Here is a 13,782-nt window from a genome sequence, read left to right as displayed (position 1 = left end):
CGTTTATATCGTTATGCGTTAGTAAATGTAGCTTATGAATCAGTGACAAGGATTGGCGATTGCAGGGGATTGCCGTAGAATGTCCGCCCTCATTACGAGTCACCAAGGTGGTTACACACAAACCCCGCTTCAGTCTGCTGCCTGAGGCGTCTATATGGGACAGCGCAAAAATTGAATACACAAACCCGTTCACCGCTGGTGAAACTGGAACGAATTCGTAAAAGTTTTGATGGCAAGGACGTCATTTCCGACCTCACTCTCACCATCAATGACGGTGAGTTTCTGACGCTGCTTGGCCCCTCCGGCTGCGGCAAAACCACCGTACTGCGCCTTATCGCCGGGCTGGAAAGCGTCGATAACGGCCATATCCATCTTGAAAGTCAGGACATCACCCAGGTTCCCGCCGAAGACCGCCACGTCAACACTGTCTTTCAGAGCTATGCCCTCTTCCCGCACATGACCGTGTTTGAAAACGTGGCGTTTGGCCTGCGGATGCAAAAAACCCCGGCGAATGAAATCGAACCGCGCGTCACCGAAGCCCTGCGCATGGTGCAGCTTGAGACGTTCGCCCAGCGAAAACCGCATCAGCTTTCCGGCGGCCAGCAGCAGCGCGTGGCCATCGCCCGCGCCGTGGTCAACAAGCCGCGTCTGCTCCTGCTGGATGAATCCCTCTCCGCGCTGGATTACAAGCTGCGCAAGCAGATGCAGAACGAATTGAAAGCCTTACAGCGTAAGCTGGGCATTACCTTTGTTTTTGTGACCCACGACCAGGAAGAAGCCCTGACCATGTCCGACCGCATCGTGGTGATGCGTGACGGAAAAATCGAGCAGGACGGCACGCCGCGCGAAATCTACGAAGAGCCAAAGAATCTGTTTGTCGCCAGTTTCATCGGTGAGATCAATATCTTCGACGCCACGGTGATTGAACGCCTGGACGACCAGCGTTTGCGCGCCAGCGTTGAAGGCCGAGAGTGCACTATCGCGGTGAATTTCCCCGTTGAAAAGGGACAAAAGCTTAACGTCCTGCTGCGCCCGGAAGATCTGCGCGTCGAGGAAATTCACGGCAATACCGAGGCCGAAGGGTTAATCGGCTATATCCGCGAGCGCAACTACAAAGGGATGACGCTGGAGTCTGTCGTCGAGCTGGAGAACGGCAAAATGGTGATGGTCAGCGAGTTCTTTAACGAGGACGACCCGGACTTCGACCACTCTCTCGACCAGAAAATGGTTATCAACTGGGTAGAAAGCTGGGAGGTTGTACTGGCTGATGAAGAACACAAGTAAGTTCCAGAATGTGGTGATTGCCACGATCGTCGGTTGGCTTGTGTTGTTTGTCTTTTTACCCAACCTGATGATCATCGCCACCAGCTTCCTGACCCGTGACGACGCAAACTTCGTTTCGCTGGTTTTTACGCTGGACAACTACGCGCGCCTGCTCGATCCGCTCTATTTTGACGTGCTGCTGCATTCGCTCAATATGGCGCTGATTGCCACCATTGCCTGCCTGGTGCTGGGTTATCCGTTCGCATGGTTCCTCGCGGGTCTGCCGCAAAAGGTGCGTCCGCTGCTGTTGTTTCTGCTGATTGTGCCGTTCTGGACCAACTCGCTGATTCGCATCTACGGGCTGAAAATCTTCCTCAGCACCAAAGGCTACCTCAATGAATTTCTGCTGTGGCTGGGGGTGATTGATACGCCGATCCGCATCATGTTTACCCCGAGCGCGGTGATTGTGGGTCTGGTCTATATCCTGCTGCCGTTTATGGTGATGCCGCTCTACTCCAGCATTGAAAAGCTGGATAAACCGCTGCTGGAAGCGGCAAAAGATCTGGGTGCCAGCAAGTTCCAGACCTTTATCCGCATTATCATTCCGCTGACCATGCCCGGCATTATCGCGGGCTGTCTGTTGGTCATGCTTCCGGCCATGGGGCTGTTCTACGTTTCGGACCTGATGGGTGGCGCGAAAAACCTGCTGATTGGGAATGTGATCAAGAGTCAGTTCCTCAACATTCGCGACTGGCCGTTCGGCTCCGCCACCAGCATTACGTTGACGGTGGTGATGGGTCTGATGCTGCTGGTTTACTGGCGCGCCTCACGGCTGCTGAACAAGAAGGTGGAACTCGAATGATCGGTCGACTGCTTCGCGGCGGTTTTATGACCGCCATTTACGCTTACCTGTATATCCCGATCATTATTTTGATCGTGAACTCGTTTAACAGCTCGCGCTTTGGGATTAACTGGCAGGGCTTTACCACCGACTGGTACAGCCTGCTGATGAACAATGACAGCCTGCTGCAGGCCGCGCAGCACTCGCTGACGATGGCGATCTTATCCGCCACCTTCGCCACGCTGATTGGATCCCTGACCGCCGTTGCGCTCTACCGCTATCGCTTTCGCGGTAAGCCGTTCGTCAGCGGCATGCTGTTTGTGGTGATGATGTCGCCGGATATCGTGATGGCGATTTCGCTACTGGTGCTGTTTATGCTGCTGGGCGTACAGCTTGGCTTCTGGTCGCTGCTGTTTTCCCATATCACCTTCTGCCTGCCGTTTGTGGTGGTGACCGTCTTTGCGCGCCTGAAAGGGTTCGACGTGCGCATGCTGGAGGCGGCGAAAGATCTGGGCGCCAGCGAAATGACCATCCTGCGCAAAATCATCCTGCCGCTGGCGATGCCCGCCGTGGCGGCCGGATGGCTGCTGAGCTTTACCCTGTCGATGGATGACGTGGTGGTCTCCTCCTTCGTGACCGGGCCGAGCTATGAAATTCTGCCGTTGAAAATTTATTCGATGGTGAAAGTCGGCGTTTCACCTGAGGTGAACGCGCTGGCGACCATTCTGCTGGTGTTTTCGCTGGTTCTGGTGATCGCCAGCCAGGTTATTGCTCGTGATAAAACAAAATCTCAGGGGACAATGAAATGAAAAAAATGCTCGCCGCTGCGGCGCTGGTGCTTGGTATGGGTGCCGCACACGCTGATGACAGCAAAACGCTCTACTTCTACAACTGGACCGAGTACGTGCCGCCGGGCCTGCTGGAGCAGTTCACCAAGGAGACGGGCATCAAGGTGATCTACTCGACCTACGAGTCGAATGAAACCATGTACGCCAAGCTCAAAACCTATAAAGATGGCGCGTACGATCTGGTGGTTCCGTCCACCTATTTTGTCGACAAAATGCGCAAAGAGGGCATGATCCAGAAGATCGACAAAACGAAGCTAACCCATTTTTCAAACCTCGATCCTGAGATGCTCAACAAGCCGTTTGACCCAAATAACGACTACTCCATTCCGTATATCTGGGGGGCAACCGCGATTGGCGTTAACAGCGAGGCCGTCGATCCGAAATCGGTGACAAGCTGGGCCGATCTGTGGAAACCGCAATACAAAGGCAGCCTGCTGTTGACCGACGACGCGCGCGAAGTCTTCCAGGTGGCGCTGCGCAAGCTTGGCTACTCTGGCAACACGACGGATCCTAAAGAGATTGAAGCGGCATATGCCGAGCTGAAAAAGCTGATGCCTAACGTGGCGGCATTCAACTCTGATAACCCTGCAAACCCGTATATGGAAGGCGAAGTAAACCTGGGGATGGTGTGGAACGGCTCCGCGTATGTGGCCCGCCAGGCCGGTACGCCGCTTGAGGTAGTCTGGCCAAAAGAAGGCGGGATCTTCTGGATGGACAGCCTCTCCATTCCGGCTAACGCGAAAAATGTGGATGGGGCGCTGAAGCTGATTAACTTCCTGCTGCGCCCGGATGTGGCGAAACAGGTTGCCGAGACGATTGGCTACCCGACACCAAACCTGGCCGCACGCAAGCTGCTGAAGCCTGAAGTGGCAAGCGATAAGTCGCTCTACCCGGATGCGGAAACCATCAGCAAAGGTGAGTGGCAGAACGATGTCGACGACGCCAGCCGCCTCTACGAAGAGTATTACCAGAAGTTGAAAGCGGGCCGCTAACCGGTATCGCGTTCTTCCTCACGCCGCCTGCGCGGCGTGAGGAAGGATTAACTGACCGTATTCTCTCCAGCCCAGAGCGTCGCTTTTCGCATCGCCTCAACCACCTCTTCATCTGACAGGCCCAGCGCCTGACGAACCCGGGTCGCCTCGTCCCACCGCTGCTGTTCATAGTAACGGCAGAGGTTAATCATGTCGGCTAACCGTCCCTCCTGGTGGCACAGCGCGTTGCTCACGCTCTGCGGTACCGCAATTTGCTTCATCAGCTCTGCCATCGGAAGCTCCAGGAGGGTATCGAGCAGAGAAAACAGGCCGCACATGAACGCATTTTCAGCCAGAGTAGGTTCGTTCATCGTCTCAGCCAGCAGTTCGCAAAATTTGCCGCGCATCATGCTCAGCGGGTAAAGCTCGCTGACGGTGTCATTGCCCGCACTGGCGAGGACCACGACGGCAACAAACCGTCGGAGCTGGTTTTCGCCAAGATACCTGAGCACCTCGCTCAGGGTTAACTTACTGAAATTACAGGCGCCGACATGTTTAAACGCCGTATGCTTCATATAGCGCATGATTTTATAAGAGAGCGTGAGATCGGTTTTTATCAACGACTCGATAATTCGAAAATCAGGTTTATTGCGTCCGACCTCCATTTGCAGCCGAAAAATCGCCAGCTGATTTTGCGACAGCCGTTTATATTTAATGACCTCCGGACGGCAGAAAAAATAGCCCTGAAAAAGGGAAAATCCCTCGTTTCTGTATTGGTTGAATTCCTCTTTAGTCTCAATTTTTTCAGCAAGATATTTAATATGACCGGTCAGATGTTTACGTACTTTCAGATACGCTTTAATTTGCGCTAAGGTATAATTTCTGACGTCAAATTTCAGGATTGAAATATAGGGTAAAAAAACATCCCATTCTGGCGCAAGGGTGAAATCATCAAGCGCAAACTGATAGCCGTGCGCATTCATCTCCCTGACGGCCTGCAGCAGTTCGGCCCCCGGCACAGCATCTTCAAGGATTTCAATCACCACGCTCTCTTTATCAAGCGCTTCTCCACTGCGGTCAATAACCATCCTTGAAGGGAAATTAATAAACGACGTATGTGCCCCGGCAATGCGCTGGGACGGCACACATAAGAACTGATCTGATATCATCCTGGACGTGGCATATTCTGCCGACACATCCGGAAAACGATTTGTCATCCCGTCTCTGAAAAGCAGCTCATAGGCTACGGTATTCATTTCAGGGTTAAAAATGGGTTGTCGCGCGATAAATCCGTACATATCCCATCCTCCTCTACCACTTTATATTTATTAGCATCCTCTTTCTACACGACGATAACGAGTTTTATCGAGCACTATTTTGATTGAATGCACAAAATAAAAGCATCCACACTAATTAACGGGAATTAATCGTCTGGATTTAAATTAAATATATCCTTCGCTCTACAGAAAGGGGATGAAATATCCGATAAGTACTTTGTGCCTGCCCGACATGCACGACATTACGGGAGATGAGAATGAAAGACGCCATGGTCCGAAGACAAAAAATAAGAGTCAAGACGTTGATGCTATTGTCCATTTTCCTCACCGTGACGGTGGGCTTTACGGCAACGATCGGGTTTATGATGTGGCAATGGATGGCGCAGCAAGAGGTGCTGGCCAAAAACCATATTCGCCAGATAGCCGAGGTACACGCTTTACAGGTCAGCAAACAGCTGGATTCTGCCCTGACTGCCGCCCGGGATATGGGCAACAGCGCCCTCGCGCTGCGCGAAGCGGGCATTTCCGACCGCCAGAGCCTGAACCAGCTGCTCGTCCACTACCTCTCGGCTCACCCGTCGTTTCTCTCCATGTCGATGGCCTTTGAGCCCAACGCGTTTGACGATAAAGATGCCGTCTTTGCCGGTCAGAGCGGCGAAGATCCTGCCGGGCGCTACGCCCGCTACGTCGACCGCGATGCCACTGGCAAACCGACATTGCACCTGCTGACGGACATCGAAACGCCCGGCAGCGGTGATTACTATCTGTTGCCGAAACAGCGGCATAAAGATGTGATTATCGAACCCTATATTTACCCCTACAACGGCGTGGACGTAATGCTCACCTCAATTGCCGCCCCCATCATGCGTGACGGTCAGTTTCTGGGCTCAGTCACCTCTGACTTCTCGCTCGCCACGCTGCAGTCCATGATTGGCGCCATTAAACCGTGGAACGGCACAGGCTACGCCCTGCTCCTGTCTGCGGGCAATAACGTGGTGTCCAGCCCGGACAAAGGTGCGGCAGGCAAGCCTTACGCGGGTCAAATTGCAGGACATGACGTCACTCGGGTAAACGATCCGCTGCTGAAAGAAGAGGTGTTTATCACCTGGCAGGCGATCGCCGTCGGTAATAGCCAGACGCCGTGGAAACTCGCCATCATCACCCCGGTCAGCGAAGTGATGGCCGAAGCGCGCGCATTTTTACTGAAGGCCATCGTCATGATGGTGTTAAGCATCGTTGCGGTTAGCCTGGTGATGGCCCAGATCTTTACCCGCAAGGTTGATCGTCCGGTGGGGGGAGAACCTTCCGAGGCCGCCGGGATCGCCCTGGCCGTCGCCCGCGGGGATCTGAACAACACCATCCCGGTGCGATCCGGGGATACCCACAGCATTTTTTATGCCCTGCACACCATGCAGACGCAGCTCAAGCGCATCGTCGACAACATCAGCGAAGCCAGCCACTCCGTGCACGGCGGGACCAGCGAAATTTCGGCGGGCAACCTTGACCTCGCCTCGCGTACCGAGGAACAGGCGGCGGCGATTGTTGAAACCGCTGCCAGCATGGAAGAGATTTCGGTTACGGTGAAGAACAATGCCGACAACGCCCACAAGGCGACCACCCTGACCGATCGCGCCGCGAGCCTTGCCGGGCATGGCGAAACGCTGGTGAACGATGTGGTCGTGGTGATCGGCGAGATTGATGAGAGCGCGCGCAAGATCGGTGAGATTAACAGTATCGTCGATGGCATCGCCTTCCAGACCAATATCCTGGCGCTGAATGCTGCCGTTGAAGCGGCGCGCGCGGGTGAACAGGGACGCGGTTTCGCGGTAGTCGCAGGTGAAGTACGCAACCTTGCGCAGCGAAGCGCCAACGCGGCCAAAGAGATCTCTCAGCTGATTGCCGAGTCCTCAGGCCGCGTCAGCAAAGGCGTTGAGCTGGTCAATGAAACTGGCGTGATGATGAAACAGGTGATTGAAGCGGTGTCGCACGTGCATCTGGTCATCAACGACATTGTTCAGGCGCTGGACGAACAGAATCGGGGGATTAGCCAGGTCAGTACCGCCGTCAACCAGATGGACAGCACCACCCAGCAGAACGCCTCTCTGGTTCAGCAGATCTCAGCGGCGGCGCTCTCGCTGGACGAGCAGGCTAAATCGCTGGAGAAGACGCTGGCGTTCTTTCATTCTTAAATAAAAAGGCACCCGCCCGGCGGGTGCCTTTTCACGCGATTCGCGTTACAGACCTTTCAGCAGCTTGTCGACAAATTCCGGAACAACCGTGCTTGCCAGACCGTAGTGTTTCTCTTCAAACTCGCTGCCCACCTGGCTTGGCTCAAGATTGAGTTCAACCGTATGCGCACCGTGCAGCCGCGCTTCGTGGACAAACCCCGCCGCCGGGTAAACGTGGCCGGATGTACCGATAGCGATAAACACGTCGGCCATCGCCAGCGCGCTGTAGATCTCATCCATTCCCAGCGGCATTTCGCCAAACCAGACCACGTGCGGACGCAGGCGAGACGGGAACTGGCAGCAGTGGCACTTATCCTCCGGCAGCACGTCCTCTTTCCAGTCCAGCACCTGACCGCTCCAGGCACAGCGAACCTTGAGCAGCTCACCGTGCATATGGATGATGTTCCTGTTACCGGCTCGCTCATGCAGGTTGTCGATATTCTGCGTCACCAGCAGAAAACGATCGCCCAGCGCCTCTTCCAGCTTCGCCAGCGCCAGATGCGCCGCATTCGGCGCGACGTCAGGCTGCTGAAGCTGACGACGGCGGGCGTTATAAAACGCCTGCACAAGATCCGGGTCACGGGCAAAGCCTTCCGGCGTGGCAACATCCTCCACGCGGTGCTCTTCCCACAGCCCGTCCGCCGCGCGGAAGGTTCGAATTCCTGACTCGGCGGAGATCCCCGCCCCGGTCAGCACCACCACTCTGGGTTTATCCATCGCTTCTGGCATCATTCTGTCTCTGAAAAAGATCCGCTGGCGCAAGCGCTCACGCAAGCGGCGTTTATTTTTGCGAAAACGGCTGAGTCGACCCTGGCGACGCGACAGCATAGAAACCTCGTAAACTAATCGGTGAGATGAAGGAATGCGGCTCCGCGCATGCCTCCTGCGTCCCCGTGTCGCGCGCGTTCAATACGCGGCACGCGGGCAACCGGCAATAAATGTCGGGGCAAACGCCCGGACAACCGTTCCGTAATCGCGGTAAAGTTTGAGAGCCCTCCCCCAATCACCAGCAGATCCGGGTCGACGATAGTGAGAATATTGCCCAGACACACCGCCAGCAGATCCAGATAGCGCTCGACGTGCTCACGCGCCTGCGCATCCCCTTGCTCCCACAGGGTAATGATTTGAGGGGCCTCAAGTTTCTGATGATAGAAGTGTTCGTAAAGCCATGCAAACCCGCGGCCTGACAGGTAGTTCTCAATACAGCCGTGCTGCCCGCAGCCGCAGCGGGTCAGCGGGAAATCACGGCCAACGACCTCCAGCGCATCCACCGGCAGGCGGATATGACCAAACTCGCCGGTGATGTAGCTGCGGCCGGTGATGGGCTTACCGTTGATGACGATTCCTCCGCCGACGCCGGTACCGAGGATCAGCCCCATCACCAGCGGGTAGCGACGGAACTCATCATCCCAGGCTTCGGAGAGCGCAAAGCAGTTGGCATCGTTATCTAAACGCACGTCGCGTTCAAGGAGCGCGGAGAGATCGGCGCGCAGCGGTTTACCGCTGGCGGCAGGCACGTTGGCCGCGTAAAGCGTACCGTCGTCAGTTTCCGGCATGCCCGGAATACCAATGCCGACGCTGCCTTTCACGCCAAAGCGTTCATCGGCCTGCGCCACCAGCGCGGCAATGGCGGTTAAAAATTCGTCGTAGCTGTCGCGCGGCGTGGGAACGCGGGTTTCCCACTGCAGTTTGAGGTCTTTATCAAACACGCCGAGCGCAATCTTGGTGCCGCCAATATCAAATCCATAATACATAACGCATTCCTCTTTCGATCTGGCGACCCGAAAGCCGCTAGATCGTGACGTAATTACTGGCCACTTAATACCCTCGCCGGATCAATTCGGCTTGCGCGACGCGCCGGATACCAGCTTGCCAGCAGACTCAGTAAAAGTGCTGTAAGCAGCACATAAAAAACATCCAGCCAGTGCAGTTCAGACGGCAGGAAGTCAATAAAATAGATATCACCCGACAGGAACTGGTGACCCATAAGCTTTTCAATCCCGTTGATAATCGGCGTTAGCTGCAGGGAAACCACCACGCCAATCACCACGCCGCACAGGCTGCCGAACAGTCCTGCCAGCAAACCGTACCAGACGAAAATGGCGCGAATAAGACCGTCTTTTGCCCCAAGGGTACGCAGCACGGCGATGTCGCCGCTCTTGTCTTTGACCGCCATCACCAGCGTCGAGACGATATTAAAGCACGCGACACCGATCACCAGCACCATCGCCAGATACATAATGGCGCGGATCATCTGGATATCACGGTACATATAGCCGTAAGTGCCGATCCAGCTTTTGATGTAGACATAGTTATTGGTCACGCTGCCCGCGTCGCGCACCAGTTTGTTAGCATTAAAGACGTCGTTCACCTTAATGGCAATGCCCGTCACGCTGTCGCCCATGTCGAGATACTGGCGTGCATCCTCCATCGGCACCATCGCAAAGCTGTGGTCAAGCTGACCGCTCAGCTGAAGAATACCGGTAACGTGCAGGCGCACGCGCTTTGGCTGCTGCAGTTTGTGATCGGCGCTGGCATTCGGGATCATGATTGACACCCAGTCGCCCTGCTTCACCTTCAGGGCATCAGCAACGCCTTTACCCATGATGATCTGCTGCTCGCCCGCCTTGAAGTTGGCCCACGCGCCGTTCTGCACGTAGTTCGGCAGCGCGCTGAGGCGCGCTTCCTGCGTCGGATTCACCCCTTTCACCTGGATGGCGCGCAGGTTTACCCCGCTCTCCACCAGCCCGGTAAAGTTAATGTAGGGCGCAGCCGCGGCGATGCCGGGCACTTTTTCCACTTTGTTCAGGGCGTCGCTCCAGTTCGTCCACGGCTGGTTAACCGGTTCGATCTCCCCGTGCGGCACGACCGCCAGAATACGGTTATTCAGCTCGCGCTCGAAGCCGTTCATGGCGCTCAGGCCGACGATCAGCACCGCCACACCCAGCGCAATACCGATGGTCGAGATAACGGAGATCAGCGACACCATGCCGCCGCGACGGCGGCCGCGGCTAAAACGTAAACCGATGAGTAACGATAACGGTGACGCCATTACTCTGCTCCCATCAGGGTCAGTTCCGCGTTCAGATGGCCGTCGCGCATCTCAAGCTGGCGCCCCATGCGTTTTGCCAGCTGCAGATCGTGGGTCACCACCAGAAACGCGGTGCCCTGCGAGGCGTTCAGCTCGCCCAGAAGCTGGAAAATACTGTCCGCGTTGCGCGCGTCCAGGTTACCGGTAGGCTCATCCGCCAGCACCAGACGCGGGTTGTTGACCAGCGCACGGGCAATCGCCACGCGCTGACGCTCGCCGCCGGACAGCTCCGACGGACGGTGGTTTCCGCGATGGCCCAGCCCTACCGCTTTCAGCATGTCGCTGGCGCGGGCGTTAATTTCTGCCGGTTTCTTTTTGCCAATCAGCAGCGGCATCGCCACGTTTTCCAGCGCCGTGAAATCCGGCAGCAGGTGGTGGAACTGGTAGATAAAGCCCAGCTCGCGGTTACGCAGCTCGGCCTTCGCCGCTGAGGACATTTTGCTCATCGGCTGGCCGGAGAAAATTACGTCGCCGTTGGTTGGGGTATCCAGCCCGCCCAGCAGGTGCAGCAGCGTACTTTTGCCCGAGCCGGAGCTGCCGACAATCGCCATCATCTCGCCTTCGCCCACGCTAAAGCTCACATTGTGCAGCACGTCGGTTTGCACAGTGCCTTCCTGATAGCGTTTGGACAGGTTGTCGCATTGCAACAGGATCTTATTCATAACGTAAAGCCTCAGCGGGTTGAGTGGCGGCAGCGCGCCAGGAAGGATAAAGCGTAGAAAGCAGCGCAATGGCCATCGCGGCCAGCGCAATACCGACCACCTGCAGCGGCTCGATGGCCACCGGCAGCGCCGCGCCGTCAAGCAGCGCGCCGATGATCGGCATTAAATTGTTGAGCTGGCTGGCAAGCAGCGCACCCAGCACCGCCCCGAGCAGCGCGCCGATGATACCGGCGCTGGCCCCCTGCACCATAAACACGGCCATGATCTGCCGCGGCGTCAGCCCCTGGGTTTGCAGGATAGCGACCTCGCCCTGCTTCTCCATCACCATCAGCCCCAGCGAGGTGATGATGTTAAAAGCAGCCACGGCGACGATCAGGCTCAGCAGCAGCCCCATCATGTTTTTCTCCATCCGCACGGCCTGGAACAGCTCGCCTTTACGCTCGCGCCAGTCCTGCCATTTGGTGCCGTCCGGCAGTTTTTGCTGGCTGAGGGTATCGACCTTCAGCGGCGCGTCGAGCCACAGGCGCCAGCCGGTGATATTGCCGGCCGGGTAGCGCATCAGGCGTGACGCGTCCTGGATGTTAACCAGCATCTGGTAGCCATCGACTTCGCTGTTGGCGGCAAAGGTCCCAACCACGGTAAACAGGCGCTGGCTTGGCAGGCGCCCCATCGGCGTAAACTGGCTGGCTGAAGGCACCATCACGCGGAGCTGGTCGCCGCGGTTGACGCCAAGCTGACCGGCAAGCTGCTCACCCAGAATCACGTTGTATTTCCCGGCTTCCAGATCGGTCTGCTTCACGTTAACGAGATACGGCGTCAGCGGATCTTTTTGCGCCGGGTCGATACCCAGCATCACGCCGACCGCCACGCTGCGGGCGCTTTGCAGCACCACGTCACCGGTGGTCAACGGCGCAACGCGCGTGACGCCCTGTAACTTCGCCGCGCTTTCCGGCAGCTGTTGCGGGTTAACCGAACCGTTAGTGGATGTGAGTACGGCCTGCGGCATCAGCCCCAGGATGTTGTTTTGCAGCTCGCGCTCGAAGCCATTCATGACGGAAAGCACCGTCACCAGTGCCATCACGCCAAGCGTAATGCCAATAGTCGAAAGCCAGGAGACAAAGCGACCGAAGCGGTCCGCGGCGCGCCCACGCATGTAGCGTAAGCCTATGAAGAGTGCGACAGGTTGATACATGAAGTCCGTCTGTTTGCTGATAGCAGACCCACGAGTATATAAGCGAATCCGTTAAGCGTAAATGACTGAAACCGTAAGCTTTGGTAATCATTTTTCCAAAAAATTCAGATAAATCAGGATACTAATATCTGAAACCGCCCCTCGCAACCTCCACCTTTTCCGAAAAACCTCCTGATACAGACTGTTACCCATTACAGCCCGGTTTCGTTTAACAACAATTGCTCGTTCGTCTATGGCAATAAGGTAGTTGCGAACAATGAAGCAAAAAGCATTATGGATTAACCAGATAAAAGGGCTGTGCATCTGCCTGGTGGTTATCTACCATTCAGTTATCACGTTTTATCCGCACCTGATCGGGCTGCAACACCCGCTCTCTGGCCTTCTCGCCAAATGCTGGATCTATTTTAATCTCTATCTCGCCCCCTTCCGTATGCCGGTCTTTTTCTTTATCTCCGGCTATCTGATCCGTCGTTATATTGACGAGGTGGACTGGCGAACCAGCCTCGACAAGCGAATCTGGAGCATTGTCTGGGTTCTGGCGCTGTGGGGGATTCTGCAATGGCAGGCGCTGACCCACCTGAACGCCTGGCTGGCGCCCGATCGCGAGGTTGCCACCTCGTCGAACGCGGCCTACGCCGATTCGCTCCTGGGATTTGTGCAAGGGATGCTCACCGCCAGCACCAGCCTGTGGTATCTGTATGCCCTGGTGGTCTACTTCACGTTGTGTAAACTGCTGAGCCGCTGGAAGCTGCCGATGCTGGGACTGCTGGCGCTGGCAAGCATCGCGATCAACTTCCTGCCGCTGCCGTGGTGGGGAATGAACAGCGTGGTACGCAACATGATCTACTACAGCCTCGGGGCGTGGTATGGCGCTGAGCTGATGGCATGGATGAAAAATCTAAACCTGCGCCGCACCTGGCTGGCAACGGGCGCTTTCGCCGCCGTCTCCGTGGTGCTGTGGTTTGCTAACGTTCCGCTGCTGCTCTCCTTGCTGTCGATTGTGCTGATCATGAAGCTGTTCTACAGCGTTGAGCAGCGCTATGCCGTTCACCCTGACAACCTGCTGAACGTGATTGGCTCCAATACCATTGCGATTTATACCACCCACCGCATCCTCATTGAGGCCTTTAGCCTGTTCCTGATTGGCGAGATGAATGCCGCGTACTGGCCGCTCTGGGCTGAACTCACCTTAATTCTGGTCTACCCGTTTGCCAGCCTGCTTATCTGTACCCTGGCCGGGCTGGGGGTGCGTAAACTCTCCACCGCGCTGTTCGGGGACATTTTCTTTTCTCCGCCTTCGACGCTTACGCTCTCGCCGACCACCCGTTAATGCCCTCTCCGCCCCCTTTCGGGGGCGTATAACCCCGCCGTGCGGTTACGATTTGCTTATGTAAAACGATCGAGGATAA

The 13,782-nt window shown here is 56.2% G+C and carries 12 protein-coding genes; 6 read left to right on the top strand and 6 right to left on the bottom strand.

Features of this window, described 5'->3' with window-relative positions; genetic code table 11:
• Positions 1-141 precede the first annotated feature (141 nt).
• The 4 genes from potA to potD are packed head-to-tail and all read left to right on the top strand — an operon-like array spanning position 142 to position 3,944.
• Positions 142-1,284, top strand: a complete 1,143-nt coding sequence (potA, locus tag N6P30_RS17810; RefSeq protein WP_170226942.1) for a spermidine/putrescine ABC transporter ATP-binding protein PotA — start codon at positions 142-144, stop codon at positions 1,282-1,284.
• Positions 1,268-2,125 carry a spermidine/putrescine ABC transporter permease PotB gene (gene potB / locus N6P30_RS17805; RefSeq protein ID WP_023292769.1) on the top strand — a complete coding sequence of 286 codons (858 nt, stop codon included), beginning with the start codon at positions 1,268-1,270 and terminating at the stop codon, positions 2,123-2,125. The genes potA and potB overlap by 17 nt, the downstream gene beginning before the upstream one ends.
• A complete protein-coding gene (gene potC, locus N6P30_RS17800; protein ID WP_023292770.1) occupies positions 2,122-2,913 on the top strand; it encodes a spermidine/putrescine ABC transporter permease PotC in 792 nt (263 codons plus the stop codon). Before potB ends, potC begins: the two co-directional genes overlap by 4 nt.
• Positions 2,910-3,944 (top strand): spermidine/putrescine ABC transporter substrate-binding protein PotD, encoded by a 1,035-nt coding sequence (potD, locus tag N6P30_RS17795; RefSeq protein WP_023292771.1) that lies wholly within the window; start codon positions 2,910-2,912, stop codon positions 3,942-3,944. The genes potC and potD overlap by 4 nt, the downstream gene beginning before the upstream one ends.
• A gap of 47 nt (positions 3,945-3,991) precedes the next feature.
• Here potD and N6P30_RS17790 read toward each other — a convergent pair whose 3' ends face one another.
• A complete protein-coding gene (locus tag N6P30_RS17790; RefSeq protein ID WP_008500767.1) occupies positions 3,992-5,221 on the bottom strand; it encodes an EAL and HDOD domain-containing protein in 1,230 nt (409 codons plus the stop codon).
• Positions 5,222-5,457: 236 nt separating this feature from the next.
• Between N6P30_RS17790 and N6P30_RS17785 the strand changes: the two genes are divergently transcribed.
• A complete protein-coding gene (locus N6P30_RS17785; protein WP_023292772.1) occupies positions 5,458-7,389 on the top strand; it encodes a methyl-accepting chemotaxis protein in 1,932 nt (643 codons plus the stop codon).
• A 45-nt stretch (positions 7,390-7,434) separates the two neighbouring features.
• Here N6P30_RS17785 and cobB read toward each other — a convergent pair whose 3' ends face one another.
• The 5 genes from cobB to lolC are packed head-to-tail and all read right to left on the bottom strand — an operon-like array spanning position 7,435 to position 12,373.
• Positions 7,435-8,256 carry a Sir2 family NAD+-dependent deacetylase gene (gene cobB / locus N6P30_RS17780; protein ID WP_008500769.1) on the bottom strand — a complete coding sequence of 274 codons (822 nt, stop codon included), beginning with the start codon at positions 8,254-8,256 and terminating at the stop codon, positions 7,435-7,437.
• A 14-nt stretch (positions 8,257-8,270) separates the two neighbouring features.
• Positions 8,271-9,182 (bottom strand): N-acetylglucosamine kinase, encoded by a 912-nt coding sequence (gene nagK / locus N6P30_RS17775; RefSeq protein ID WP_023292773.1) that lies wholly within the window; start codon positions 9,180-9,182, stop codon positions 8,271-8,273.
• A gap of 53 nt (positions 9,183-9,235) precedes the next feature.
• A complete protein-coding gene (gene lolE, locus N6P30_RS17770; RefSeq protein ID WP_058673346.1) occupies positions 9,236-10,480 on the bottom strand; it encodes a lipoprotein-releasing ABC transporter permease subunit LolE in 1,245 nt (414 codons plus the stop codon).
• Positions 10,480-11,181, bottom strand: coding sequence for a lipoprotein-releasing ABC transporter ATP-binding protein LolD (lolD, locus tag N6P30_RS17765; protein WP_008500772.1), 702 nt, complete (start codon positions 11,179-11,181; stop codon positions 10,480-10,482). The genes lolE and lolD overlap by 1 nt, the downstream gene beginning before the upstream one ends.
• Positions 11,174-12,373: a lipoprotein-releasing ABC transporter permease subunit LolC gene (lolC, locus tag N6P30_RS17760; protein ID WP_032663771.1), complete on the bottom strand. Its 1,200-nt coding sequence runs from the start codon at positions 12,371-12,373 to the stop codon at positions 11,174-11,176. Before lolC ends, lolD begins: the two co-directional genes overlap by 8 nt.
• A 256-nt stretch (positions 12,374-12,629) precedes the next feature.
• Between lolC and N6P30_RS17755 the strand changes: the two genes are divergently transcribed.
• Positions 12,630-13,703 (top strand): acyltransferase family protein, encoded by a 1,074-nt coding sequence (locus tag N6P30_RS17755; RefSeq protein ID WP_032663773.1) that lies wholly within the window; start codon positions 12,630-12,632, stop codon positions 13,701-13,703.
• Positions 13,704-13,782 lie beyond the last annotated feature (79 nt).

The sequence above is a fragment of the Enterobacter sp. PL1 genome (assembly GCF_945957325.1).
In the GTDB taxonomy this organism is placed as follows: Bacteria; Pseudomonadota; Gammaproteobacteria; order Enterobacterales; family Enterobacteriaceae; genus Enterobacter; species Enterobacter roggenkampii.
This window is presented reverse-complemented; position numbering and strand designations above follow the sequence as displayed.

What these genes read in the sequence shown, in the direction of transcription:
- potB (WP_023292769.1), top strand. Translation starts at nt 1,268, where the DNA reads ATGAAGAACACAAGTAAGTTCCAGAATGTGGTGATTGCCACGATCGTC.
- potC (WP_023292770.1), top strand. Translation starts at nt 2,122, where the DNA reads ATGATCGGTCGACTGCTTCGCGGCGGTTTTATGACCGCCATTTACGCT.
- potD (WP_023292771.1), top strand. Translation starts at nt 2,910, where the DNA reads ATGAAAAAAATGCTCGCCGCTGCGGCGCTGGTGCTTGGTATGGGTGCC.
- N6P30_RS17790 (WP_008500767.1), bottom strand. Translation starts at nt 5,221, where the DNA reads ATGTACGGATTTATCGCGCGACAACCCATTTTTAACCCTGAAATGAAT.
- N6P30_RS17785 (WP_023292772.1), top strand. Translation starts at nt 5,458, where the DNA reads ATGAAAGACGCCATGGTCCGAAGACAAAAAATAAGAGTCAAGACGTTG.
- cobB (WP_008500769.1), bottom strand. Translation starts at nt 8,256, where the DNA reads ATGCTGTCGCGTCGCCAGGGTCGACTCAGCCGTTTTCGCAAAAATAAA.
- nagK (WP_023292773.1), bottom strand. Translation starts at nt 9,182, where the DNA reads ATGTATTATGGATTTGATATTGGCGGCACCAAGATTGCGCTCGGCGTG.
- lolE (WP_058673346.1), bottom strand. Translation starts at nt 10,480, where the DNA reads ATGGCGTCACCGTTATCGTTACTCATCGGTTTACGTTTTAGCCGCGGC.
- lolD (WP_008500772.1), bottom strand. Translation starts at nt 11,181, where the DNA reads ATGAATAAGATCCTGTTGCAATGCGACAACCTGTCCAAACGCTATCAG.
- lolC (WP_032663771.1), bottom strand. Translation starts at nt 12,373, where the DNA reads ATGTATCAACCTGTCGCACTCTTCATAGGCTTACGCTACATGCGTGGG.
- N6P30_RS17755 (WP_032663773.1), top strand. Translation starts at nt 12,630, where the DNA reads ATGAAGCAAAAAGCATTATGGATTAACCAGATAAAAGGGCTGTGCATC.